This is a genomic window from Micromonospora sp. LOL_023 (genome assembly GCF_048060115.1).
Lineage (GTDB): Bacteria > Actinomycetota > Actinomycetes > Mycobacteriales > Micromonosporaceae > Micromonospora_E.
Genome location: NZ_JBHMIM010000014.1, coordinates 1 through 20,859 on the forward strand (window position 1 = coordinate 1; position 20,859 = coordinate 20,859).

The window sequence follows — 20,859 nt, forward strand, 5'->3', positions numbered from 1 at the left end:
CAGCCTGCCCAGCCGGCTCAGCCTGCCCAGCCGGCTCAGCCTGCCCAGCCGGCTCAGCCTGCCCAGCCGGCTCAGCCTGCCCAGCCGGCCGCGCCCGGCCGTACGTCGACACCCGGGGGGCGACCGTGTGCGCCGTGGTGCCGGCCGTGCCGACCTGCTGCGCGAACGAGATCAGCCAGCCGCGGCCGCGGCCACCAGGCGACGCGGGACGGGCCACCGGTGGTCGTCGGCCGATCAGGCGCCGTAGTCGGCGCGGCGACGACGCAACGCGAGCAACGCGACGCCCAGGCCCAACGCGACGGCGGCGGTCCCGCCGACCAGGAACCCCGAGCCACCGGTGCCGGTGCCGGCCGATGCGGTGCCGCCCCCGCCGGCGTCCGGTCCACGGGTCGGATGCGCGGTGCCGGTCACCGTCAACGTGTTCACCGCCGTGTTGCCGTTCTGGCACTGCAGGTCGACCGAGTAGCGGCCGGGACGTTTGCTGCCCGGCACCGTCACCTGACCGGTGAGGATGTCCTGGTCGGGTGTGACGATCACCCGCCCGAACGCGTCCGACTCGACGGTCGCCTGGCTGGTGTTGTCGTCTCCGCAGCTGGCCCGGATGGTCACCCGGCCACCGGCGTGCACCGTGCTCGGATCGGCCTCCACGTACGTGGTGCCGGCGTACGCCGGGGTCGCGCCGAGCACGACCACCGCTGTGCCGAACAGCACGGCGGCGGCCAGACTGGCCAGCATCCGGACCGGTTGACTGACTACCCGCATGATCTCCCCCCACCGACGCCCGGCCGGTCTCCGGCTGCGGCCGGCGCCGCGCCCACGGCCGGGGCTCACCGGTCGGACTTCCCCCCGCCGGAGCTGGTAGGCGTCACCCGCTGGGGTGATTTCCGGTGCGGTGGCCGGGTCACTCCGGACCGCCCTGGCCGGCGGGTGTGCCGACGGACCTGCCAGGATCGGCTGATGCCGCAGATCCATGAGCTGACCGCGTTGGAGCAGGCGGGCGCGATCCGTCGGGGCGAGCTGCGCAGCCTCGACGTCGTCGAGCACTACCTGGACCGCGTCGACGCCCACTCGGACACCGTCGGCGCGTTCGTCACCGTCACCGCGGACAGCGCCCGAGCGCAGGCCACGGCCCTCGACGGGACGCCGCCGGGCGCGCGGCACCGCCACCACCCCGGCCCGCTGTACGGCGTACCGCTGGCGATCAAGGACCTGACCCTCACCGCCGGGGTCCGGACCACCTTCGGCTCCGCCGCGTTCGCCGACTACGTACCGACCGTCGACGCCGACGTGGTCCGGCTGCTGCGCGCGGCCGGCACCATCAGCCTCGGCAAGACCACCGCCGCCGAGCTGGGCTGCTCGCTCTACTCCGAAGGCCTGGTCGCCCCGCCGGCCTGTAACCCGTGGGATTTGGACTGCACCGCCGGCGGATCCAGTGGCGGGGCGGCCGCCGCGGTCGCCGCCGGACTGGTGCCGTTCGCCCAGGGCTCCGACGGCGGCGGATCGTGCCGCATCCCGGCGGCGATCTGCGGCCTGGTCGGCTACAAGCCGACCCGGGGACTGGTCTCCGGCGGGCCGCTCGGCGGCGGTGGCTTCGGGCTGCCCAGCCACGGCCCGATCGCCCGGACCGTCGCCGACGCCGCCGCCCTGCTCGACGCGATGGCGGTGCCGGTGCCCGGTGAGCCGTACCTGCCGCCGCCCGCGCCACCCGGCGGATATCTCGCCGCCGCCCGCCGGGCCGATCCCGGCCGGCTGCGGATCGGCCGGTTCACCACCCCGATGCTCGCCGACGAGCCGGTGCACCCCGACTGTGTGACGGCGGTGGACCGCGCCGCCGCGCTGCTCGACGACGCCGGGCACGAGGTGGTCGAGATCCCCGCGCCGCTACGGCCGGATCTGTGGCCACTGTTCGAAACCATCTGGTACGTGCTGGCGCTGGCCCCGGTGCCGCCGGAGCGTCAGGCGCAGCTGTTGCCGCTGACCCGGCTGCTGCGCGAGCGGGGCGGCGCGATCAGCGCGGCGACCCTGGTCGCCACCCTGGCCGAGCTTCAGGTCCAGGTCCGCCGGGCGATGCACGCGGTCGCCGGACTGGACCTGCTGCTCTGCCCGACGCTGAGCAGGCCGCAGGCCCCGGTCGGCTGGTTCACCGAAACGGGTGACCCGGCGCAGGACTTCGAGCGGCAGAGACGCTTTTCGCCGTACTGTGCGGTGTTCAACGTCACCGGGCAACCGTCGGTGTCCGTACCGGTGGCGCAGAGTGCGGCCGGGCAGCCGGTTGGGGTCCTGCTGACCGGCCAGGGCGGCGCGGACGCCACCGTGCTGGCCGCTGCCGCCCAGTTGGAGGAGCGGGCCGGCCAGGCCGGCCGGCACCCGGAGATCTGGCGGGCCGGCGCCTCCGCTACCGTGAAAGCGTCTGAGCGGGAACGGGCTGGCGGAGCGGCCAGGTCCGAGGCTGCAGACGTCCGCTGAGTCCCTTGAACCAACTGCCGGGGGGCGTTGAAATTGTCTGTTACCAGTACGGTGCTCTACTTCGTCGTGATCCCGGCGGTCATCGTGCTCGTGGTGACCGGCCTGGCGATCATCGGCGGGCGCGGCGGGACGGACCGCCGGTACCGACCGGGCCGGCCGTTCGAGTTCACCCCGGTCTGGTTCGTCTCAGCAGGTGACCGGACGGCGGGGACCCGCGCGGCGGCAGTGCCGGCCGGCGCGGAGCTGGCCGCGATCGGTTCGACCGACACCGGTGCCGGGCAGGCCCGGCCGGGAGTGACGGGAGGCGCAAGTGACCGTTGGTGAGCAGGTTCACGAGCAGGCCAGCGAGTCGACGCGGGTGTCCGCGACGCTGCCGGGGCCGTTCGGCACCCGCCAGCTGCTGCGCCTCGACGAGGCGCTGCGGCTGGCCGACGAGGCCACCGGGCTGGCGTTCAGCATCTACGTCGGCGACCTTGCCGAGCCGACCCGGGAGTACGCCGTGACGCTGCACCGGCAGCTCGCCGACCCGGACCACGCGGTGCTCATCGCCGTGTCGCCGAACCAGCGGCTGCTGGAGATCGTCACCGGTGCCGAGGCACGCAGCCGGATCCCGGACCGGGACGCGAAACTTGCCGCGCTGTCCATGGTGGCGTCCTTCGGCGGCGGCGACCTGGCCGGCGGCCTGGTCAGCGGCATCGACCAGCTGGCATCGCGGGCCGGCAAGGCCTGACCGCCCGGTCTGCCACTACGGCACGAGCACGGCGCGGCCGTGGATCTCCCCGTCGCGCAACGCCTGGTACGCCTGCACCGCCTCGGTCAGTGGGAAGGTCTGCACCTCGGCGCGGAGCAGCCCCTGCCGGCCGAGCTCGATCACCTCGGCCAACTCGCCGCGGCTGCCCCAGAACGGGATGACCGCGTTGGTCTCCAACGGCACCGGCGGCGGCCCTGCGGTCGGCGTCATGGGCAGCGTGCCGCCACCCAGGCCGACCATCGTCAGCTGACCGCCGGTCGAGACCACCTGGCGGGCGGTCTCCAGGCTCGCGTCGACACAGACGAAGTCGAGGACCACCTCGGCGCCGTCCGGCGCCGGACCGGTGAGCTGGCGGATCTGCTCGGCCGCGGCCGGGCCGGCCTGCACCGTGTGGTGCGCGCCCATCCGTTTGGCCAGCCGCAACGCGGCATCGCTGGTGTCGACCGCGATGATCGTGGCGGCGGTGGTCACCGAGAGAATCTGCACCGCCATGTGGCCGAGTCCGCCGACGCCGATCACCACGGCGCTGGTGCCGGGCCGCAGGGCGTCGCGGCTCAGGGCGATCGCGTGGTACGGGGTGAGGCCGGCGTCGGTCAGCGGGGCCGCCTGCACCGGATCCAGTCCGCCCAGCGGCAGCAGCCGGGACGCCGGCACCACGACGTGGTCGGCGAGGCCACCGTCGCGGCTCAGCCCGATGCCGCCGACCGGCACCGTGCGGCACTGGTTCTCCAGCCCGCGCAGACAGGCCCGGCAGCGTCCGCAGCCGATGATTCCGTAGACGGCGACCGGATCGCCCTGCGACCAGCCGGTGACGCCGGAGCCGACCTCGGCGACCCGGCCGGCGATCTCATGGCCGAGGGTCATCGGGGTGGGGAAGGAGCCAGCCGGCGCGTCGAGGATGTGCAGGTCCGAGTGGCAGGCGCCGACCGCCGCCGTGGCCAGCAGGACTTCGTCCGGCCCAGGGGTCGGGGTGGGCACATCCACCAGTTCGAGAGTGCCCGGCGCGGTGAGTTGGATGGCACGCATCCTCACATCGTCGACCCGGCCGGCCTGCCACGTCCGCCGAACGGTCCCGGCTCATCCGCCCCGGCTGAGTCGCCCTCGTCCCGTCCGGAGTCGGAGTACTTCCGGGAGGCGTTCCGGATCGCGGCGCTGCGAGCACGTCGTTGGTCGGGGAACTGGGACATGCCGGAGATCGGTTTCGGCGGGCCGGTGAGTGATGACGATGTGCGGGCGGCGGTGGCGCAGGCCGAGGATCGCAGGTACGGCCCGTCCGGCCACGCTGCATGATCCTTGTCGGGGACACCGCCGGGCTGGTGGCCCCGCTCATTGTCGACAATCCTGAACACGAGATCGAGCACATCATCACCCGGAACGTGGACCGCAGGACGGCACACGCTGTGCAGGACTGGCGGAGCGGAACCTGCGGCTCCTGGTCCCGGAGGTGACCGCGACCGTGCCGCGCAGGGCCCGTACGGTCCAGTCGCGGTACGCGGCGCTGCGCCCGGATCTCGCGGACGCGGTGAACGTCGTGTTTGCCGAGCGGTACGAGACGGACGCGGTGTTGCCGCTTGACCGGCGGGACTTCCGGGCTGTCCGGCCATTGAGCAGTCACAAGGCGTTCCGGGCCCTGCCCGACGACCCGCGAAGTGGTTCAGGCTATGAGTAGGCGCAGGCCGAGTTCTGCGGTGTCGAGGGCGACGAGGTCGCGGTTGCGCTCGGCCCACCGGCCTGAGGAGAGGTCTTCGCGGAGTGTGCTGACTGCCCGTTGCTCAGCCTGCGGTCCGACTCTGGTCCACACCAACACCGCGCGGCGGACATGTTCGTCCAGGTACGCCTCGGGCCGGCGCCAGTACGCCTCGAAGAAGCCGTCATTGCAGTCCCACGGAACGAGCACCGGCTCCGCCCGTCCTCCGATCGCGCCGGTCAGATCGGCCAGTGAGGGCCAGCCGAGGAGAAGGTCCGCGAACTCAGGCAGGTAGTCACGGGTGAGCCAGAACCGTTGACGCCAGCCGGTGTCATCGGCGTCGTACGTGAACACCACCACGCGGCGGGCCACCCGCCGCATCTCACGTAGCCCGGCGACTGGGTCCGACCAATGATGGACGGTGCTGACCGCCATCGCGGCGTCAAAGGACTGATCCTCGAACGGCAGACTCTCCGCGGCGGCGGCCACGCACGGTGCCGCGCCCGGGGGACGCTGCGCCCGCATGACCGCCGACGGTTCCACCGCCGTGACCACGCGATCGGGCGGCTCGTAGGAACCGGAGCCAGCCCCGACGTTCAGCACCGTTTGGGCATCCCCCAACGCATCCCAGATTCGCGTGGCGATCCTCGGCTCAGTGCGCCGTGTCGCGGGGTACGCGGATCCGATGGCGTCGTACAGCTGCGCGCCGAACATCTCCAGCTGCTCCTCTGACGTCGTCCTGATTCCCATGGCTCGTGCGGCGAGTTCTCTGTCGATGGCCGTCACCATGGCAGCAGCACGGTCGCGCTGGTCCATCAGCAGGCTACGCAGCCGGCACAGGTGCGCGACTGCGTCAGTTGCCGGATCGTCGACCAGATCTGCGATCTCCCGCAATCCGAAGCCGAGCCGCCGGTAGGCGAGCACCTTCCGCAGTCGTTCCACATCGTCTGCGGAGTAGCCCGGTGTCCCGCTGCGGTCCGCGTGGACGGCTGCAGGAGGCCGACCGCGTCGTAGTGATGTAGCGTGCGGACGCTGACGCTGGCCAGTTCCGCCACGCGCCCCACGGTCAGGTGCTCCTCCACGCCACCAACTATCTGGCATGACGCCACGTGAGGAGCAAGCGAAGCCGGGTCGATCAGAACGACACGATGATGCCGACCATCGGGCGTAGCTGCAGCAGGCGAGGGAACCAGCTTCCTGCCCGATGACGTATCGGCGGGCCAGCAACTCGCGGGCCGGCGCCCTCCCTGCGGTAGGCGGTCAAACTGAGGTACCGCTACGGGCGATCTCATCGACCACGGTCATCGGGACAGCGTAGCGAGCCGTGCCTAGGTCGCGCCCGCATCCTGACATCCAACCTGTGCCGGATGAGGTAGCGAGGGCGGACTCGCTTGGTCTTTGTGACACCGATTGGCTCCCGTCCTTCTGCTACCAGGGGAGTGGATTTCGGTTGTAGAAGAGTTGGCCGGTTGGTCCGTCGTCGGGGAGCGTGGCCAGCCAGGTGAAGGTGTGGGCTGCTTCGTCGGGGGTGTGGTTGGCTTTGCCGTAGGCGAGGCGGGTGTCGACCTTTCCGGGTGATGCTGCGTTGACGAGGATGTTGTGCTCGCGTAGTTCTGCCGCGAGGATTTGGGTGAGCGCGTTGATGCCGGCTTTGGAGACGCGGTAGGAGACGCTGCCGGTGCCCATTTCGGCGGATGTGCCCATGTGGCTGGTGACGTTGACGATCCGGCCGTAGCTGTTTCGCTTCATCTCGGGGATGGCGGCGGTGCAGCAGCGCCAGGTGCCCATGATGTTGGCGTCGAGGGTCGCGGCGACCTTTTCCATGTCGGCGCCGCTCGCGGCCTGGCCTCGGTCGATGGCGATGGCGGCGTTGTTGACCAGGACGTCGAGCCGGCCGTACTGGTAGCCGACGTCGGCCATGGCTCGGGCGACGCTGGCAGGGTCGGTGATGTCGAGCTGGTGACCGGAGACCGACAGGCCGAGCCGGGCCAACTCGGCGGCGGTCCGCTCCGCGGCTTCCTCGCTTCTGGCGGTGACCACGACGTGGAGGCCGGCCCGTGCGAGCTGCTGGGCGATTGCTCTGCCGAGCCCTCGGTTGGCTCCGGTGACGACGGCTACCCGCTGGACGTCCGATGTCATGGTGCTATGCGACCAGACTCCGTACGCGTTCGTCCAACTCGCGGGTGGCAGGGGTGTCGTACTTGGCGAGGCGGGTGTGGATGCCCATCAGCCGGTGGTGGTTCCGTAGCGAGCGGGTCTTCACGACCTCGGGCGCTGCGCGGTGCACGTACGCGCAGGCTTGTTCGACGTCGCCGAGGCTGGCGGTGACGTCCGCTCGCCAGATCAGGTAGGTGGCGCGGTCTCGGCTGCGGGTTGTCGGTTGCAGATTCAAGGCTTGGGCGAGCCAGTGGTCGGCGTTCTGGTGCCGGTCGAGCATCAGGTAGCAGGCCGCGACCTGGGCGCAGTATTCGGCCTGGTCGAAGTAGCCGGCCCAGTCCGGGCTGGGCTCGTCGTCTGCTCGGGCCATGTGCGTTTCGGCGCTGGTGAGACAGCGCTCAGCGGCAGCGGCATCGTTGAGGGCGGCGTGGGCTCGGGCCTTGCGGGTGTAGAACATGGCCAGCACCCGGGCGGGAGCATCCTTCGCGCCGTCAACGGCTGCCGTGGCCAGTGCGAGTGCTTCGTCTGCTCGATCGCTGTCGACTCGCTGCAAGCTCATGCACTTCAGGATGTTCGCGCCCGCAGTCCGATCGTCGGCGAGATGCGCGGTGTGGAGCGCGGCAACCCAGTAGCGCTCGGCGGCGGCCTGGTGCCCAGCATCGAAGCTGGCCCAGCCTGCGATCCGGCCGAGTTCGGTCGCCACCGCGAACATCCGACGGCCGATCTCATCGGAGTAGGAGCTGTTGTTCAACAGGTCGGTGACGAGTTGCAGCTCCGCGTCCACGACGTCACGGACACTTCCGCCGCCGAGGAGCGCGTCGATCTGCCGGAGCGTGGGAAGGCGCTGCTCGAAGCAGCCGACGAGTGAGCTGTCGAGAGGCCCGCCCTCCATGGCGGATCGCAACGGTGGCGGGTCAAGCGTGAGCCACTGCTGCGCGAGTGTTGCCGCTGCGCCGACACCGAGGATCATGAATCCGCGTCTATCAATCACTGCCGCTCCCGCCGTCTCTCTCAACAGCGTCAATCCGCCGTCCATCGTCCAAGGGGTGTCAGTGTCGATCCGTTGACCGACCGGTAGCCAGTGCGGCCAGCCCAGCTCGCGGACCGCCTGTCGCGGTACGCCAAGCTCATCGGCAAGCGCGCACTGTGTTGCCAGGTCGGGCACGACGCCCCAACGCTCCCAGCGCCAGGCTTTCTCGCGTCGGGCGGCGGTGTTGAGCCGCTGGGCGATCTTGTCGACCAGATCCTGCTGGCTCCAATTTCGATCTTGCCGGACGTAGGTCAGCGGGTGCACCAAGATCCGAGACTGGTTCTGGGAAGGATCACTTCTCACAGGTGCCCCTCTCGTCTCGGATCAACTTACCGGAGTGTTCGGCGATCGAGGTGCACCAAAGGGACCATTCATGTTTAGTCGGGTGTGGAGACAACACCAAGACAACAGCTCATGGGTGGATCGACGTGTCGCGCGAGGGCTTTGCTGAGTGGGCGTCGATGCCCTGCCAGAAGCTGATCATGTATTTCGGGGTGGACGCAACATCTTCACAATCTAACGGAAGGGCGTCCGGTGCCTCAGCTACTCCTCTGCTTACTTGCGGGAATCGTCGTTGGCTTCATAGCGGGATTTCTTCTCAACGTTGCGCGTCGACGCTGGTGTCCCGTGTGTGGGGCGACGTTGCGGTGTCCGGACTGTGCGCCTCGGCATTCGATGCGGTTCAGCCCGACGGGTCCGTCCGGGCTGCCCGGTCCGGCGAGGGCTGGTGCGGTTGGGGCTGTGGGTCGGGCGGCCGTGGGTGGCGCTCAGGCGACCCGGGGGCGGTGGTCGCGGTGAGGGAGGAGCTGCGGGACCTGGCCGCCGCTGGTGGTGGGGTGCTGATCGTCCGCCACGATGGGCAACCTCGGGTGGATCCGGTCGGGTGTGCTGCGTACCGCCGCGATCTGGTTGGTGCGGAGCCGGCGATTGGTGGCGGTGGTCATGTGGCGCGGCGGCCGTCGTGGTCGTGTGCCTGCTGCGGGGATGTGTGGCCGTGTGCGGTGGCGCGGGTCGAGCTGGCGTCCGTGTTCGGGCCGGTCGAGTTGGCGACGTACGCGGTGGAGCGGATGACCGAGGCGGCCCTTGATCTGCCCGACGTGACTGCGGCGGAGTTGTTTGATCGGTTTCTGGTGTGGACGTGGCGGCCGTGGTGAGGGTGCGGGCGGCGACGGCAGCTGATGTGGAGCCGCTGGCGGAGTTGTTGGCGCAGGCGAGTGTGCTGGATCCGGTGGTGGCCTGGCTGGTGGGTGACTACGCGCTGCGGTATCTGACGGCGCTTCAGTTCTTCACCGCTGAGGTGGAGTTCGGGGTGCGGCACGGGATTGTGGATGTCGCGGGTGATCTGGATGGGGTGGCGGTGTGGTTTCCGCATCCGTCCGATCGGCTGGTCGGCGCGGAGCATCAGCGGCGGCGGTTGCGGTCGTGTGGTGACCGGCACGGCCCGTACTCGCATTTCGCGTTTACGGCGGGGCGGTTGGAGCCGACAGGTCGGCATCATCATCTGGCATGTCTGGCGGCTGCGCCGTGGATGCGGCGGCGGGGGATCGGGGCGGCGTTGCTGGCGGCGCATCACGCCCGGTTGGACCGGATCGGGATGCCGGCCGTGGTCGAGGCGAGCAGCGCCCGGTCCACGGCGTTCTACGAACGCCACGGATACCGCGTCGTACGGGTGGCCCACCTGCCGGCGGGCGGGCCGCCGTTGTGGGCGATGCGCCGCTCCGGCGACCCGGTCGACCAACCGCCGATGGCCGCCGCCCTGCGCGTCGGCTGAACGGAGCTGGCCTGCGGCCAGGTTGTCGCAGGCCAGCGGGTTACGAGGCGAGCGGGAACTCCGCGCGAGTGCTGGTGCCGGTGATCTTGATGTCCAGCTCGCCTTCCAACGCTCCGGCCAGGCGGTGCAGCAGCGGGAGCGTCGGCGTGACCGCGCCACCTTCCAACCGCGAGATCACGGTCTGCGTGGTGCCAGCCCGAGCGGCGAGCTCGGCCTGGCTCAGGCCGAGAGCGACCCGGCGGTCGTAAACGGCCTGCCCGAGGGCGATGCGGGCGCCGGCCTCGACGTACTCAGGGCTTGCCCGGTGCTCGTCCGGAACCGTCCACCTGGTGTGGTATCCCTTCATGGCCTCATCCTCTCCCGATCGTAGGAATGTGTCGCTGGCTGATGCTGCTCCTCACACACCCGCTGCGCGGCGACAGCGCGCTCGACCTCGCTCGTCTCCCGGGCGCGAGTCTTGCGAAAGACCGTCAGCAGCACGACCCGGCGCGCAGGGGCGAGCCAGTAGGTAACCCGCCACGCGGATCGTCCCAGGTGAAAGCGCAGCTCGCGAACCGCGCCCCGAAGGTGCTTGCTGTACGGCTCACCAAGCGTGGTTGGTGTCTCGGCGAGCCTGTCCGCGTGGTACTCGACTGTCCGATATTCGGGGAGGGATAGCGTGTCCAGCCACGTTCGGACCTCGGGCTCCAACTCGACGTCATACCGACCCCCCATATACGCGAGCATATAGCCGGTCGTGGCTCAGTGCCAGCTGATAGCCCTGGATGGTGGCGGATGGGAAGTGGGGGCGATGCGGCGCCGGCCATAGATGTGCTCGGCGCTGCCAGGTGCTGGTCGCCGCTGATGCCGTCGGGCTACAGCAGGTCGTAGATGTCGCTGCGATGGCCGAGGTGCACCACGAGAACGATCAGCTTGCCATCGTCGATCTGGTAGACCACCCGGTAGTCCCCGACGCGGATTCGCAGGAGCCCAGGGTGGCCGGTCAGGGCTTTGACCCCGTGCGGTCGTGGATCGACGCTGAGGGCGGCGATGGCGGCGACAAGTCGGGACTGGACGGGCCGGTCCAGCTTGGCAGCTTTCGGATCGAGTTGGATCTCGTACGGCGGCTGCCGAGTTGGTCCGGTCACAACCCGAGCTCGGCGCGAAGCTCTGCCAGCGAGACGGGCTTCTCGCCCGCGTCGATGCGGGCCAGCGCCTCGCGGGCCGCCGCGACGTCGGCGGCGTCCTCGGCACGCTCGATCGCCTCGGCCAGGTCGGCAGGGACGATCGCGGCGAGCCGTTGACCCCGTCGAGTGACGTAGGTGATCCGGCCGCTGTAGTGAGCGCGGGACACGATGTCGGCGAGCGCATCCCGGGCGGCCGAAATGCTCAGCTCCTGGTCGGGCCTGATCGGTTCTGCGGTCACGTACAGATCGTACGTCTTGTACAAGTCGTACGCCACCCTGTCGCCAACTCGCTCTCGCGCCTGGCCATGGCCTCCTGGACCTGCCAGTGCATCCCGGCACCTCCGTCTAGTCCGACTAGCCTGCACCTTCTGGTGAGCGTGACACTGCGGGTGACAATGGAAGCCGACGAAGGAGGTCGGTCGAGATGGGCACCGAGGACACGACGGAGCCGGTGACGGACGAGCAGTTCGCTCGACTGCGGCGCGCCAGGTTCGGCGAGCTACCGGCCCGGGTGACGGAGTCGCACGAGACGGTGGACGTAGATCCCGCGCACGAGGAGACCGAGCAGCCTGCGGTGCGCCGGGAGTGGGGCTAGGCCCGGGCTGCCCGGACAGCAGCGACTGTCATGCCGTGGCGACACCGGGTGTCGCCACGGCATGACAGCCGGACGGGGAGTCGCTCAGCGGGCGGCGGCTGCGTCGGTGGCCCGTGCCTGGAGCGCCCGGACCACGCCGTCACGGCCCTCGGCGACCAGTCGCCGCAGCGGCGCCGGGTGACCGTCGCCGGCCAGCCACTCGTCGGTCGCGGCCACCGTCTCCGGCGACACCAGATACAACGGGTACGCCAGCACGACGAACTCCTGCGCCGGCTCGCTGTCGCGGGTGGCCCAGATCCGGCCGGCGACCTCGAAGTACGCCTGCCGGTACGGTTCGGTCAACTCGACCTGGGTGGGGTGCTGGAAGCCCTGCAGCAGTGCCCGGTGCTGCCAGTTCGGCAGGCTGTCCGGCCCGGTCAACTGCGCCCAGATGGCCGCCTTGCTGGCGGCGTCCGGCAGCAGCGCACGGGCCAGGGTGGCTTCCCGCTCGCCGCTGGCCGTCCGGTCGCTGCGCAACTCCGCCTCGATCTGCTTGCCGGTCGCCGCCCCGTTCGCGGCCAACGACTGCAGCACCGACCAGCGCAGCTCGGTGTCGATGGTCAGCCCGGGCACCACGTCGGCACCGTCGAGCCAGCCGCGCAGCACCGCCAGGTCGTCGTCGGAGCGGGCCGCCGCCGCGAAGCTGCGGGCCCAGGCGAGCTGGAAGCCGCTGCCCGGCGGCGCCGACAGCAGCGCCGTCTTCGCGGTGCGGGCCAGATCCGCCCAGCCCTGCGGCGCCCAGCTGGGCTCCGCGTAGAACGACAGGGTGCTGGTGGCCTGGCGCAGCGTGGCGGTCACCAGGTTGATGTCGCGTTCGTTCGGCAGCCCGGCGAGCACCAGACCCACGTAGTCGCGGGCGGCGAGCTCACCGTCGCGGACCATGTCCCAGGCCGCCGCCCAGCACAGCGCCCGCGCCAACGACGACTCGAAGGCGCTGATGTGCTGCACGACGGTGGCCATCGAACGCTCGTCCAGCCGCAGCTTGGTGTAGCTGAGGTCGTCGTCGTTGAGCAGCAGCACGTCGGCGGCGGGCAGCCCGGCCAACCCGGTCAGCTCGGTGCGTTCGCCGCTGATGTCGACCTCGACCCGGTGCCGGCGAACCAGAGCACCGTCGACCAGGTCGTAGAGGCCGACGCCGATCCGGTGGGTGCGCAGCGTCGGATGCCCGGCCGGTGCCTCCTGCCGTACGGTGACCTGCTGGTAGTTGCCGTCCGGGCCGATCGACAGCTCCGGGCGCAACGTGTTGACCTGCGCCGTCTCCAGCCACTGGGCGGCGAACTTGCGCAGCTCCCGGCCGGAGGCCGCCTCCAACTCGGACAGCAGGTCGTCGAAGGTGGCGTTGCCCCAGGCGTGCCGCTGGAAGTAGGTGCGCAGCCCGGCGACGAACGACTCCAGCCCGACGTACGCGACGAGCTGCTTGAGCACGCTGGCGCCCTTGGCGTACGTGATGCCGTCGAAGTTGACCTCGACGGCCTCCAGGTCCGGCATCTCGCAGTAGACCGGGTGGGTGGAGGAAAGCTGGTCCTGCCGGTAGCCCCAGTTCTTGCGGACCGACAGGAAGGTGGTCCAGGCGTCGGTGAAGCGGGTCGCCTCCGAGTTGCACCAGTGGCTGGCCCACTCGGCGAACGACTCGTTGAGCCACAGGTCGTTCCACCAGCGCATGGTGACCAGGTTGCCGAACCACATGTGGGCCAGCTCGTGCAGCACCGTGTTGGCCCGCTGCTCGTACTCGAAGTCGGTCACCTGGGAGCGGAACAGGTAGTGGGCCTCGGCGTGGGTGACCGCGCCGAAGTTCTCCATCGCGCCGGCGTTGAAGTCCGGCACCCAAATTTGGTCGTACTTGGGCAGCGGATAGCGGACCCCGAACCGCTCCTGGAAGAAGTCGAACCCCTGCGCCGTGATCAGGTGCAGGTCGTCGACGTCGAGGTAGTCGGACATGCTCGCCCGGCAGAAGTAGCCCATGTCGACGCCGTCGTGGCTGCGCCGCACCTCGTGGTACGGACCGGCGCACAGCGCGGTGATGTAGGTGCTCATCCGGGCGGACCCGACGAAGTGGACGGTCTTGGCGTCCGCCCCGGTCGGCTGCTCGCCGGCGACCGGCATGTTCGAGATGACCCGCCAGTGCGCCGGCACCACGGCGTGCCAGGTGTAGACGCTCTTGAGATCAGGCTGGTCGAAGCAGGCGTACACCCGCTGCGCGTCGGCGGTCTCGAACTGGCTGTAGAGGTAGGTCTCCCCGTCGACCGGATCGACGCTGCGGTGCAGGCCCTGGCCGCTGGCCGAGTAGAGGAAGTCCGCCTCCACCACGAGGGTGTTCTCCGCTGCCAGCTCCGGCAGGGCCAGCCCGGCCTCCGCCGACCAGCCGGCAGGGTCGAGCTGGCGTCCGTTCAGCGTGGCCGTGTGCAGCCGGTCCGCCGCCACCTCGACGAACGTGCTGGCCCCCGGTTCCGTACATCGGAAGGTGACTTTCGTCACCGAACGAAAGGTCCGGTTCTCCGTGGCACCGCCAGCCGCGGACAGATCCAGGTGGATGTCATACCCGGTCACGTCGAGCAGGCGGGCACGTTCAGCCGCCTCGACCTGGGTCAGGTTGCGCACTCCAGCCACCGTGTGCCTCCGTCCGATTGTCCTGCCGTCGGCGTCGACGGCACCGGGGCCTGCTGGGAATGGCCCCGTTCGGCCAAGTCTTTCACGTCGTGGGCCCTCGGCGAGGGCGGCCCACGGCAGACGCCGGGTGGTTGACGGGCGTCTGATCAGGTAATGGCGAGGTAGACCGGATGAGGCGGCAGGTAGCCGCCGCACGACAGGAACAGAGGAGTCTGATGTCGGACCGTCTGAGCGTGGACATGTACTTCGATCCGACGTGCCCATGGGCCTGGATCACGTCGAGGTGGTTGCTGGAGGTGGAGCAGGTCCGACAGGTCGACGTCCGGTTCAAGGTGATGAGCCTGGCGGTGCTCAACGAGGGCCGGGACCTGCCGCCGGAGTACCGGAGGTTGCTGGATCAGGCATGGGGGCCGGTGCGGGTCGCCATCGCGGTGCAAGAAAAGCACGACGCCGACGCGGTACGCGCGTTCTACGGCGCCGTGGGCACCCGGATCCACCTGGGCAAGCAGAGCATCGACGGGCAGCTGTACGTCGACGCGCTCACCGAGGCGGGCCTGGACCCGGCGCTTGCCGCCGCAGCCGAGGAGCCGGACTGGGACGTGCCGCTGCGGGCCAGCCACGCCGCCGGGATGGCCCCGGTCGGCATGGACGTCGGCACGCCGGTGGTCCACGTACCCGGCCACGACGGCGCGGAGCCGGTCGCCTTCTTCGGCCCGGTCGTCACTCCCGTGCCGCGCGGCGAGGCGGCCGGCAAGCTGTGGGACGGAGTACTGCTGGTCGCCGCGACGCCGGGATTCTACGAGCTGAAGCGGTCTCGGGAAGTGGATCCCAGCTTCGACTGACCGGCGGAAAACCTCCGGCGTGTCGCTGCAGAACGCACGTGACGCGTCGGCGAATCGGGTCGTTTCCCAGGATGTTCACCCCGCCGGCCCGGCACGAGCCGGGTCACATCCGACGCATCGGAGGTCAGCATGCTGGTCGACATCGACTCCGACTACTGGGATCTGCCCGTGTTGCGCGAAGCGATCGCGGCCCAGGTCTGGGGCGTGGCGAGGGAAGACGCCCCGCACCGCCGGGAGCCGCTGTTCCCCGAACGGGAGCCGGCGGTCCGGACCGGCGAGGTGCCGGCGGTCCGGACCGGTTCGGTGCCGGCGGCCCGCACCGGCGAGGGCCGGCACCGTCGTCCCACCCCGGTCGGTTGATCCATCCGTCGACAGCGGTCCGGCCTGGTTGGGCCGGACCGCTGTCCATCCGGTGGACACCGCCGATGTATCGGTCGTCACAGCAGGTGCCGCCGGTAGCGTCCGCGCCATGACGGTCGTACACCCGATTTCCCGCGCCTGGGTCACCACCGGAGACACCGGCGCGCAGAACTACGACGAGTTCGCCAACGACGTCGAGATCACCGCGATCATCGAGGCCAATCCGCGCAGCGCACTGGCGGTGGAGATGCCGCACCGGGCGCCGGAGAGCCTGGGCCGGTCCTTCCTCGACTGCCTGCCGGCCGCCGCACAGCGGCTCGCGCAGGCCCGCGCGGACGGCAGCTACACACCCGCCGAGCAGGTCACCGTGCTGTACCGGGTCAGTGAGCCGGCCAGTGACGCCGCCGCGTACGGGCTGTTCGCGATGGTCGACACCGACCAGATCTCGACCAGCGCCGACGAGCCGGGGCTGGTGATCCGCAACGAGGACGTCTTCATCGCCAAGGTCCGGGAACGGGTGGCGCTCGCCGAGGCGGTCGGCCACCTGCTCTCCCCGGTGCTGCTGCTGCAGACCGGTCGCGGCGAGGAACTGCACAGCGCGCTCGCTGCCGCGTGCGACGCCGCCGGGCCGCCGGCGGCGACCGATCTCGACCAGGCCGGCCGTACGCATGCGATCTGGTCGGTGGGTCCCGGTCCGCTGCAGGACCGGCTCTGCGCGCTCGCCGGCGGTGGTGAACTCGTCGTCGCGGACGGCAACCACCGCAGTCTCGCGGCCCAGACCGGCGGGCTGCCCCGTTTCCTCGCGGTCGTCACCACGCCCGCGTCGGTGGCGATCCAGCCGTACAATCGGCTGGTCAGCGAGCTGACGTCGACCCCGGACGAGGTGCTGGCCGGGCTGCGCGACGCCGGAGCGACGGTGTCCGCGCTCGACGGCGGGCCGACCGTGCCGGCGGCCGGCGGGACCGTGCACCTCTACCTGGCCGGGCGCGGCTACGCGGTGGCGTTGCCGACCGGCGCCGGTGACCCGGTCGACAACCTCGACCACGCGCTGGTGGAGCGGGTGCTACTGCGCGGGGTTCTCGGCCTCGACCCGGGCGACAAGCGGATCACGTACGTCGGCGGCGACTACCCGGCGGGTTGGCTTACCGCCGAGGTCGACGCGGGCCGGGCGGAGCTCGCCGTGCTGATCGCCCCGGTCACCGTCGACGACTTCGTCGCGGTGAATCTGGGCCGGCAGAAGCTGCCCCGAAAGAGCACCTGGTTCACCCCGAAGGCGCGCGGCGGGCTGGTGTTGGCCGAGATCGGCTGACCCGGGTGTGTCGGTGACCCACCTGCGCTGACAGACTGCGCGGTATGCGCGTCTACCTGGCGGCCGATCATGCCGGCTTCGAGTTGAAGGTGCACCTGGCCAACCATCTGGTCAAGCAGGGGTACGAGGTGTCCGACGTCGGACCGCACGAGTTCGACCCTGACGACGACTACCCGGCGTTCTGCCTGCACGCGGGCGCCCGGGTGGTCGCCGATCCGGACAGCCTCGGGGTGGTGATCGGCGGCTCCGGCAACGGTGAACAGATCGCGGCCAACAAGGTCGTCGGGGTACGGGCCGCGTTGGCCTGGAACCTCGAGACCGCCCAGCTGGCACGTACCCACAACGACGCCAACGTCGTGGCGATCGGTGCCCGTCAGCACACCCTGGACGAGGCGACCACTCTGGTGGAGGCGTTCCTGGCCACCGGCTTCTCTGGTAACGACCGGCATGCTCGCCGGATCGACCAGGTCGCCGCGTACGAGGTCGACCGGGAGCTGCCGGCGCTGCCCTGAGCCGGCTCAGCGCCGTCCCGCGCACGGGACGGCGCAGCCGCGCCGCGCGGGTGGCGTCAGCGTCGGGGCAGGTCCTCACGGGGCACCCAGTGCCGGCGGACGATGGTCAACGACTCCTCGGCGGCGGCCAGCTCGGCGTCGCCGGGTCGGGACGCGTCCCGGGCACGCAGCGCAGCCGTCGTGCTGACCTGTGATGTTCCGGATCCCACCAGGCCACGCAGGCCCCGATCGGTGGTGTCCCGGTCGTCGAGCGGGTGACCACCGCCCCGACCGACGGTCTGCCGCCGCGGCCGGTGCGGGGGCACCGGCTCCGGCCCGCGCGGCCCGGGGGTGGGTGGCCCGGGGGTGGGTGGCCCGGGAGCGGGCGGGCGCGGCGTCGCCGGGATCTCCGGCTCGGGGTCGTGCACCGTCGCGGTGACGGCGGTGACTCCCGGTGCCGCCTCGGCGGCCTGCGGCACCGCCGGTTCGACGGCCGGATCGTCCGCAGCCGTACCGTGTCGGTGCCGCCGTCGCCGACGCTCGAAGTCCGCCATCCGCCGACCGTACCGCGATCGGCGCCGGGCCGGGACCGGCCGATCCCGCCGAGCCGGGCCGGGTCGTCAGAAGACTTCGATGCCGGCCGGTGCCCGGTCCCAGCCGAACGCCGTCGAGGCCTCGACCAACGCGCCGTGCCGCAGCTCCCGGACCCGACCGGCGTCGGCCAGGACCCGCAGCGACGGCCCGCCCAGGTACGCCGCCGCGAGGTCGCGGACGTCGCAGGCCAGATCCGCCGGATCGGTGCTGGGTACGCAGCGGGCCCGCTCCCGGTCGCCGGTCAACCGCCAGCTGCCGGTGTTCTCCGGTAGCAGCGGGTCGGTGACGTCGATCACCAGGTCGACCGGGGCGGCGTACCGGCGGGCGGACAACGCCACCGCGACGTCGATCAGCCGTACCCACAAGCCGTCGGCGAGCACTGCGCCGAGCTGCCGTACATTGTCGACCAGGTGGATCAGTGGCTCGTCCGGTGCGGCATACCGCGCGACGACGCTGCGGCTCAGGTCGATGCCGGTCAGGAACCGCCACAACGCGGTGTACGCGGGCACGTCGGCGGCGACCAGCTCGATCACCTGCACCCGGGCGTTGGGGCCGCGGGCGTTCCAGCCGCTGGCCGAACGCCATAGTGCGTAGCCGTCCGGGCCGCCCGGTCCGACGTGCAGCACCGCCCGCAGCGCGGTCTGCCCGGACTGGCGGGCCGGCGTGTCGGCCAGCAGGTACCGCCACCAGCGGTCGTCCCGGCCGGACCAGCCCGGCCGACTCCGGCGTACCTGCTCGTAGATCTTCGCGAGCTCGGGCCGTACCTCGTCGGGGTCGCCGGCGCGCAGGGCGACTGGGTCACGTCGGTCGGGCTCGGCCAGCCGCGCCTGCCGGGGGTCGATGTCGAGTTCGAGGCGCTGCGCCGCCATCCCGTAGCCGAACCGGGGGTAGATGCCGGCCTCGCTCGCCCACAGCACCGCGACCGGTTCGGCCCCGGCGTCGCGTACCTGGCGTAGCTGCCGCCGCATCAGCCGGGTGAGCAGGCCGCGCCGCCGGTGGGTCGGGGCGACCGCCACCATCGTCACGTGCGCGGCGGGCAGCACGGTGCCGGGCACCGTCAATTCCCGGGTGTACGCGCCGGCGTGCCCGACGATCCGGTCACCGTCGGTCGCCAGCAGGGACCGGGCGGGCTCGAAGACCTCCCGTTCGAGTACGAGGAAGTCGGGGTCCGGATTCTGATGGAAGGCCGCCAGCAGCAGCTCGAGCACGGGATCGAAATCCTGTGGTACACCGGCACGGATCGGTAGCGAATCATCGGTCACCAACCGTGTCTAGCCTATCGACGGCGGGGTCGGCGAGCTATTTGCCGGCTCGCTACGCTCGATGGTGGGCGTCTCGCGGTACGGGAGTCCGCCCGCACCATGGGGAGGAAGCATGGCAGATCAGCAAACGCCGTGGGCCGAGCGGACCGTGGAGGTTCCGCCGCAGCAGCAGCAGGCGCCCGGCGCGGCCGACGCGCAGACCGCCGTCGTGGGCGACAGCGATGGCGTGTTCCGACGCGGGGTGGCGCCGGTGGGTCGGGCCGCGCCGCCGCGTACCGCCGAGTTCACCGCGTCGCATGAGCCGACCGGCACCGGTTGGCCGGCGGAGGCCGGTGGGCCCGGCTGGTCCGACGGCCCGATCCAGCCGCCGCGCCCACCGTTGAGCTATCACCTGGCGCAGTTGCGCCGGGGCGGTGAGTGGAGCGTGCTGGGCGGTCTGTTCGCCTTTGTCTGCTGGGGGGTCTGGGCGATCTCGGCCCGAGGCAACCTCGGCAGCCCGGTGCTGACGTTCGTGTTGACGATCCTGGTAGGGGTGGGTCTGTTCGCGTTGTGCCGGGTGATCGGGCGGGTCGTGCTGGAGCGCCAGTTCGGCCGGGTGCGGCGTAGCGCCCGGGCCGCACACATGGTGACCGGGGCATACCTGATCGTCGTCGGCTTCGCGTACCTGCGGCAGACCGAATGGGTGGTCAGCGCGTGGAACTGGGTCGCCGGCTGGTTCTGATCCACGCCGCCTGACTGTGCCGCCTGACTGCGCCGCGTGATAAACCAGGCGATAGCGTGGCGGCATGCGTAGTCGCGGCGGGTTCCTGCTGGCCTGCTGGTGTGTCCTGCTGGCGGCTGCCCAGACGGCGGCTTTTGGGGCGGTCTGGTGGTTCTTCGTGCGCACCTGGCGCGGCCAAACGCTGGACACCATCGCGTTGACCGGCAACTCCATCGGGCAGGACGAGGCCTACGGCCCGGCGAGTACGGTGCTCGGGGTGGTCTCGGTGGCGTCGCTGGCACTGGCCACCGGGGTGATCGGGTTCATCGCGTTGATCCGCGGTCGGGTGCTGCTCGCGGTGGTGGCGACGGCGGTGATCGGCGGGTCCAACCTGACCACCCAGTTGTTCAAGTACGGCACTGCCCGCCCCGCCCTGGGCGTGGATCCGTACGACGCGTTCGCCAACAACAGTCTGCCCAGCGGGCACACCACGGTCGCGATGTCGGTCGCGGTGGCCCTGGTGCTGGTGCTACCGGCGGCGCTGCGCGGCGTCGGTGCCCTGATCGGTGCGGGGTACGCGGCGGCGGCCGGGGTGGCGACGCTGTCCGCCGGCTGGCACCGGCCCAGCGACGCGGTGGCGGCGATCCTGGTCGTCGGGGCCTGGGCGGCTGCCGGCCTGCTGGTGCTGGCTCTGGCCCGACAGCAGCGGCCCGAGACGGACAGGTACGCCCGCCACTCGACGCCACTGGCCCTGCTGGTGGTCGTCGGTGGTGCCCTGCTGGCCGTCGCCGGGTTGGCGATGGTGGTCACCGACGAGGTGACCACCGTGCCGCTGGAGCTGCTCAGCCGCCGGCGACTGTTCGTGGCGTACGCGGGCAGCGCGGCCGCGATCGCGGGCACGGCGGGGCTGACGATGGCGCTGGTGCTGGCGACGGTCCGGTACGCCGCCCCGCCGCGCTCGGTGTCCGATTCCGGTGCCGATCCGCAGACGACCCGGTCCGAGGAAGCGGGAACCGTTTGGGATTGAGCGAC

Annotated in this window: 25 protein-coding genes and 1 pseudogene; 13 read left to right on the forward strand and 13 right to left on the reverse strand. The window is 71.0% G+C overall.

Going from position 1 to position 20,859, the window contains the following annotated elements; genetic code table 11:
- Positions 1 to 217, reverse strand: a 217-nt coding sequence (locus ACFHVL_RS09845; RefSeq protein ID WP_416627136.1) for a hypothetical protein, incomplete at its 3' end; no start/stop codon positions are given.
- A gap of 17 nt (positions 218 to 234) precedes the next feature.
- Positions 235 to 735, reverse strand: coding sequence for a hypothetical protein (locus tag ACFHVL_RS09850; RefSeq protein WP_416627317.1), 501 nt, complete (start codon positions 733 to 735; stop codon positions 235 to 237).
- Between the two features lie 222 nt (positions 736 to 957).
- On the opposite strand from ACFHVL_RS09850, the gene ACFHVL_RS09855 reads away from it, so the two are divergent.
- Genes ACFHVL_RS09855 through ACFHVL_RS09865 form a run of 3 tightly spaced genes read left to right on the forward strand, consistent with a single transcriptional unit; the run spans position 958 to position 3,196 of the window.
- Positions 958 to 2,466, forward strand: a complete 1,509-nt coding sequence (locus ACFHVL_RS09855) for an amidase (RefSeq protein ID WP_416627137.1) — start codon at positions 958 to 960, stop codon at positions 2,464 to 2,466.
- Positions 2,467 to 2,517: 51 nt separating this feature from the next.
- Positions 2,518 to 2,790 (forward strand): hypothetical protein, encoded by a 273-nt coding sequence (locus ACFHVL_RS09860; protein WP_416627319.1) that lies wholly within the window; start codon positions 2,518 to 2,520, stop codon positions 2,788 to 2,790.
- The gene (locus ACFHVL_RS09865) at positions 2,777 to 3,196 is read left to right on the forward strand and encodes a DUF5130 family protein (protein WP_416627138.1); all 420 of its coding nucleotides are present in this window, start codon (positions 2,777 to 2,779) and stop codon (positions 3,194 to 3,196) included. The genes ACFHVL_RS09860 and ACFHVL_RS09865 overlap by 14 nt, the downstream gene beginning before the upstream one ends.
- A 15-nt stretch (positions 3,197 to 3,211) precedes the next feature.
- Here ACFHVL_RS09865 and ACFHVL_RS09870 read toward each other — a convergent pair whose 3' ends face one another.
- Positions 3,212 to 4,243 carry an NAD(P)-dependent alcohol dehydrogenase gene (locus tag ACFHVL_RS09870; RefSeq protein ID WP_416627139.1) on the reverse strand — a complete coding sequence of 344 codons (1,032 nt, stop codon included), beginning with the start codon at positions 4,241 to 4,243 and terminating at the stop codon, positions 3,212 to 3,214.
- Positions 4,244 to 4,661: 418 nt separating this feature from the next.
- Between ACFHVL_RS09870 and ACFHVL_RS09875 the strand changes: the two genes are divergently transcribed.
- On the forward strand, positions 4,662 to 4,886 hold the full coding sequence (locus tag ACFHVL_RS09875) for a hypothetical protein (protein ID WP_416627140.1): 225 nt from the start codon (positions 4,662 to 4,664) through the stop codon (positions 4,884 to 4,886).
- On the opposite strand, the pseudogene ACFHVL_RS09880 reads toward ACFHVL_RS09875, so the two are convergent.
- The 3 genes and pseudogenes from ACFHVL_RS09880 to ACFHVL_RS09890 form a co-directional block, all read right to left on the reverse strand.
- Positions 4,872 to 5,986: pseudogene (locus tag ACFHVL_RS09880) on the reverse strand (MerR family transcriptional regulator). The gene ACFHVL_RS09875 and the pseudogene ACFHVL_RS09880 overlap by 15 nt on opposite strands.
- Before the next feature lie 346 nt (positions 5,987 to 6,332).
- The gene (locus tag ACFHVL_RS09885; RefSeq protein WP_416627142.1) at positions 6,333 to 7,043 is read right to left on the reverse strand and encodes an SDR family NAD(P)-dependent oxidoreductase; all 711 of its coding nucleotides are present in this window, start codon (positions 7,041 to 7,043) and stop codon (positions 6,333 to 6,335) included.
- Between the two features lie 4 nt (positions 7,044 to 7,047).
- Positions 7,048 to 8,355, reverse strand: coding sequence for a transcriptional regulator (locus ACFHVL_RS09890; protein ID WP_416627320.1), 1,308 nt, complete (start codon positions 8,353 to 8,355; stop codon positions 7,048 to 7,050).
- A 530-nt stretch (positions 8,356 to 8,885) separates the two neighbouring features.
- On the opposite strand from ACFHVL_RS09890, the gene ACFHVL_RS09895 reads away from it, so the two are divergent.
- Both ACFHVL_RS09895 and ACFHVL_RS09900 read left to right on the forward strand, forming a co-directional pair.
- On the forward strand, positions 8,886 to 9,245 hold the full coding sequence (locus tag ACFHVL_RS09895; protein WP_416627144.1) for a hypothetical protein: 360 nt from the start codon (positions 8,886 to 8,888) through the stop codon (positions 9,243 to 9,245).
- Complete coding sequence (locus ACFHVL_RS09900) at positions 9,230 to 9,862, forward strand: GNAT family N-acetyltransferase (protein WP_416627145.1); 633 nt, start codon at positions 9,230 to 9,232, stop codon at positions 9,860 to 9,862. The genes ACFHVL_RS09895 and ACFHVL_RS09900 overlap by 16 nt, the downstream gene beginning before the upstream one ends.
- Positions 9,863 to 9,902: 40 nt before the next feature.
- On the opposite strand, the gene ACFHVL_RS09905 is transcribed toward ACFHVL_RS09900, so the two are convergent.
- The 4 genes from ACFHVL_RS09905 to ACFHVL_RS09920 form a co-directional block, all read right to left on the reverse strand.
- Positions 9,903 to 10,208 carry a helix-turn-helix domain-containing protein gene (locus tag ACFHVL_RS09905; protein ID WP_278118350.1) on the reverse strand — a complete coding sequence of 102 codons (306 nt, stop codon included), beginning with the start codon at positions 10,206 to 10,208 and terminating at the stop codon, positions 9,903 to 9,905.
- The gene (locus ACFHVL_RS09910; protein WP_416627147.1) at positions 10,205 to 10,588 is read right to left on the reverse strand and encodes a type II toxin-antitoxin system RelE/ParE family toxin; all 384 of its coding nucleotides are present in this window, start codon (positions 10,586 to 10,588) and stop codon (positions 10,205 to 10,207) included. Before ACFHVL_RS09910 ends, ACFHVL_RS09905 begins: the two co-directional genes overlap by 4 nt.
- Before the next feature lie 128 nt (positions 10,589 to 10,716).
- Entirely contained in the window at positions 10,717 to 10,989 is a 273-nt protein-coding gene (locus ACFHVL_RS09915) for a type II toxin-antitoxin system RelE family toxin (protein ID WP_416627148.1), read from the reverse strand.
- Complete coding sequence (locus tag ACFHVL_RS09920; protein ID WP_416627149.1) at positions 10,986 to 11,267, reverse strand: type II toxin-antitoxin system Phd/YefM family antitoxin; 282 nt, start codon at positions 11,265 to 11,267, stop codon at positions 10,986 to 10,988. The genes ACFHVL_RS09915 and ACFHVL_RS09920 overlap by 4 nt, the downstream gene beginning before the upstream one ends.
- 185 nt (positions 11,268 to 11,452) lie before the next feature.
- On the opposite strand from ACFHVL_RS09920, the gene ACFHVL_RS09925 reads away from it, so the two are divergent.
- Positions 11,453 to 11,623, forward strand: coding sequence for a hypothetical protein (locus ACFHVL_RS09925; RefSeq protein ID WP_326552206.1), 171 nt, complete (start codon positions 11,453 to 11,455; stop codon positions 11,621 to 11,623).
- Positions 11,624 to 11,707: 84 nt separating this feature from the next.
- On the opposite strand, the gene pepN is transcribed toward ACFHVL_RS09925, so the two are convergent.
- On the reverse strand, positions 11,708 to 14,260 hold the full coding sequence (pepN, locus tag ACFHVL_RS09930; protein ID WP_416627322.1) for an aminopeptidase N: 2,553 nt from the start codon (positions 14,258 to 14,260) through the stop codon (positions 11,708 to 11,710).
- Between the two features lie 224 nt (positions 14,261 to 14,484).
- On the opposite strand from pepN, the gene ACFHVL_RS09935 reads away from it, so the two are divergent.
- The 4 genes from ACFHVL_RS09935 (at position 14,485) to ACFHVL_RS09950 (ending at position 17,292) form a co-directional block, all read left to right on the forward strand.
- Positions 14,485 to 15,111: a disulfide bond formation protein DsbA gene (locus ACFHVL_RS09935; RefSeq protein WP_416627151.1), complete on the forward strand. Its 627-nt coding sequence runs from the start codon at positions 14,485 to 14,487 to the stop codon at positions 15,109 to 15,111.
- 129 nt (positions 15,112 to 15,240) lie between these two features.
- A complete protein-coding gene (locus ACFHVL_RS09940) occupies positions 15,241 to 15,471 on the forward strand; it encodes a hypothetical protein (RefSeq protein ID WP_416627152.1) in 231 nt (76 codons plus the stop codon).
- Positions 15,472 to 15,580: 109 nt separating this feature from the next.
- Positions 15,581 to 16,780, forward strand: coding sequence for a DUF1015 family protein (locus tag ACFHVL_RS09945; RefSeq protein ID WP_416627153.1), 1,200 nt, complete (start codon positions 15,581 to 15,583; stop codon positions 16,778 to 16,780).
- 44 nt (positions 16,781 to 16,824) lie between these two features.
- The gene (locus ACFHVL_RS09950; protein WP_416627154.1) at positions 16,825 to 17,292 is read left to right on the forward strand and encodes a ribose-5-phosphate isomerase; all 468 of its coding nucleotides are present in this window, start codon (positions 16,825 to 16,827) and stop codon (positions 17,290 to 17,292) included.
- Positions 17,293 to 17,348: 56 nt separating this feature from the next.
- Here the strand turns inward: ACFHVL_RS09950 and ACFHVL_RS09955 are convergent, their stop codons facing one another.
- Together ACFHVL_RS09955 and ACFHVL_RS09960 are read right to left on the reverse strand one after the other, a co-directional pair.
- Entirely contained in the window at positions 17,349 to 17,825 is a 477-nt protein-coding gene (locus tag ACFHVL_RS09955) for a hypothetical protein (RefSeq protein WP_416627156.1), read from the reverse strand.
- 66 nt (positions 17,826 to 17,891) lie between these two features.
- Entirely contained in the window at positions 17,892 to 19,127 is a 1,236-nt protein-coding gene (locus tag ACFHVL_RS09960) for a GNAT family N-acetyltransferase (protein WP_416627158.1), read from the reverse strand.
- 112 nt (positions 19,128 to 19,239) lie between these two features.
- On the opposite strand from ACFHVL_RS09960, the gene ACFHVL_RS09965 reads away from it, so the two are divergent.
- The gene (locus tag ACFHVL_RS09965) at positions 19,240 to 19,848 is read left to right on the forward strand and encodes a hypothetical protein (RefSeq protein WP_416627159.1); all 609 of its coding nucleotides are present in this window, start codon (positions 19,240 to 19,242) and stop codon (positions 19,846 to 19,848) included.
- A gap of 64 nt (positions 19,849 to 19,912) precedes the next feature.
- Complete coding sequence (locus ACFHVL_RS09970) at positions 19,913 to 20,854, forward strand: phosphatase PAP2 family protein (protein WP_416627161.1); 942 nt, start codon at positions 19,913 to 19,915, stop codon at positions 20,852 to 20,854.
- Positions 20,855 to 20,859 lie beyond the last annotated feature (5 nt).

Coding starts and splice junctions, on each gene's coding strand:
- ACFHVL_RS09850 (WP_416627317.1), bottom strand. CDS start 735: ATGCTGGCCAGTCTGGCCGCCGCCGTGCTGTTCGGCACAGCGGTGGTC.
- ACFHVL_RS09855 (WP_416627137.1), top strand. CDS start 958: ATGCCGCAGATCCATGAGCTGACCGCGTTGGAGCAGGCGGGCGCGATC.
- ACFHVL_RS09870 (WP_416627139.1), bottom strand. CDS start 4,243: ATGCGTGCCATCCAACTCACCGCGCCGGGCACTCTCGAACTGGTGGAT.
- ACFHVL_RS09885 (WP_416627142.1), bottom strand. CDS start 7,043: ATGACATCGGACGTCCAGCGGGTAGCCGTCGTCACCGGAGCCAACCGA.
- ACFHVL_RS09905 (WP_278118350.1), bottom strand. CDS start 10,208: ATGAAGGGATACCACACCAGGTGGACGGTTCCGGACGAGCACCGGGCA.
- ACFHVL_RS09910 (WP_416627147.1), bottom strand. CDS start 10,588: ATGCTCGCGTATATGGGGGGTCGGTATGACGTCGAGTTGGAGCCCGAG.
- ACFHVL_RS09925 (WP_326552206.1), top strand. CDS start 11,453: ATGGGCACCGAGGACACGACGGAGCCGGTGACGGACGAGCAGTTCGCT.
- ACFHVL_RS09935 (WP_416627151.1), top strand. CDS start 14,485: ATGTCGGACCGTCTGAGCGTGGACATGTACTTCGATCCGACGTGCCCA.
- ACFHVL_RS09940 (WP_416627152.1), top strand. CDS start 15,241: ATGCTGGTCGACATCGACTCCGACTACTGGGATCTGCCCGTGTTGCGC.
- ACFHVL_RS09945 (WP_416627153.1), top strand. CDS start 15,581: ATGACGGTCGTACACCCGATTTCCCGCGCCTGGGTCACCACCGGAGAC.
- ACFHVL_RS09950 (WP_416627154.1), top strand. CDS start 16,825: ATGCGCGTCTACCTGGCGGCCGATCATGCCGGCTTCGAGTTGAAGGTG.
- ACFHVL_RS09955 (WP_416627156.1), bottom strand. CDS start 17,825: ATGGCGGACTTCGAGCGTCGGCGACGGCGGCACCGACACGGTACGGCT.
- ACFHVL_RS09965 (WP_416627159.1), top strand. CDS start 19,240: ATGGCAGATCAGCAAACGCCGTGGGCCGAGCGGACCGTGGAGGTTCCG.
- ACFHVL_RS09970 (WP_416627161.1), top strand. CDS start 19,913: ATGCGTAGTCGCGGCGGGTTCCTGCTGGCCTGCTGGTGTGTCCTGCTG.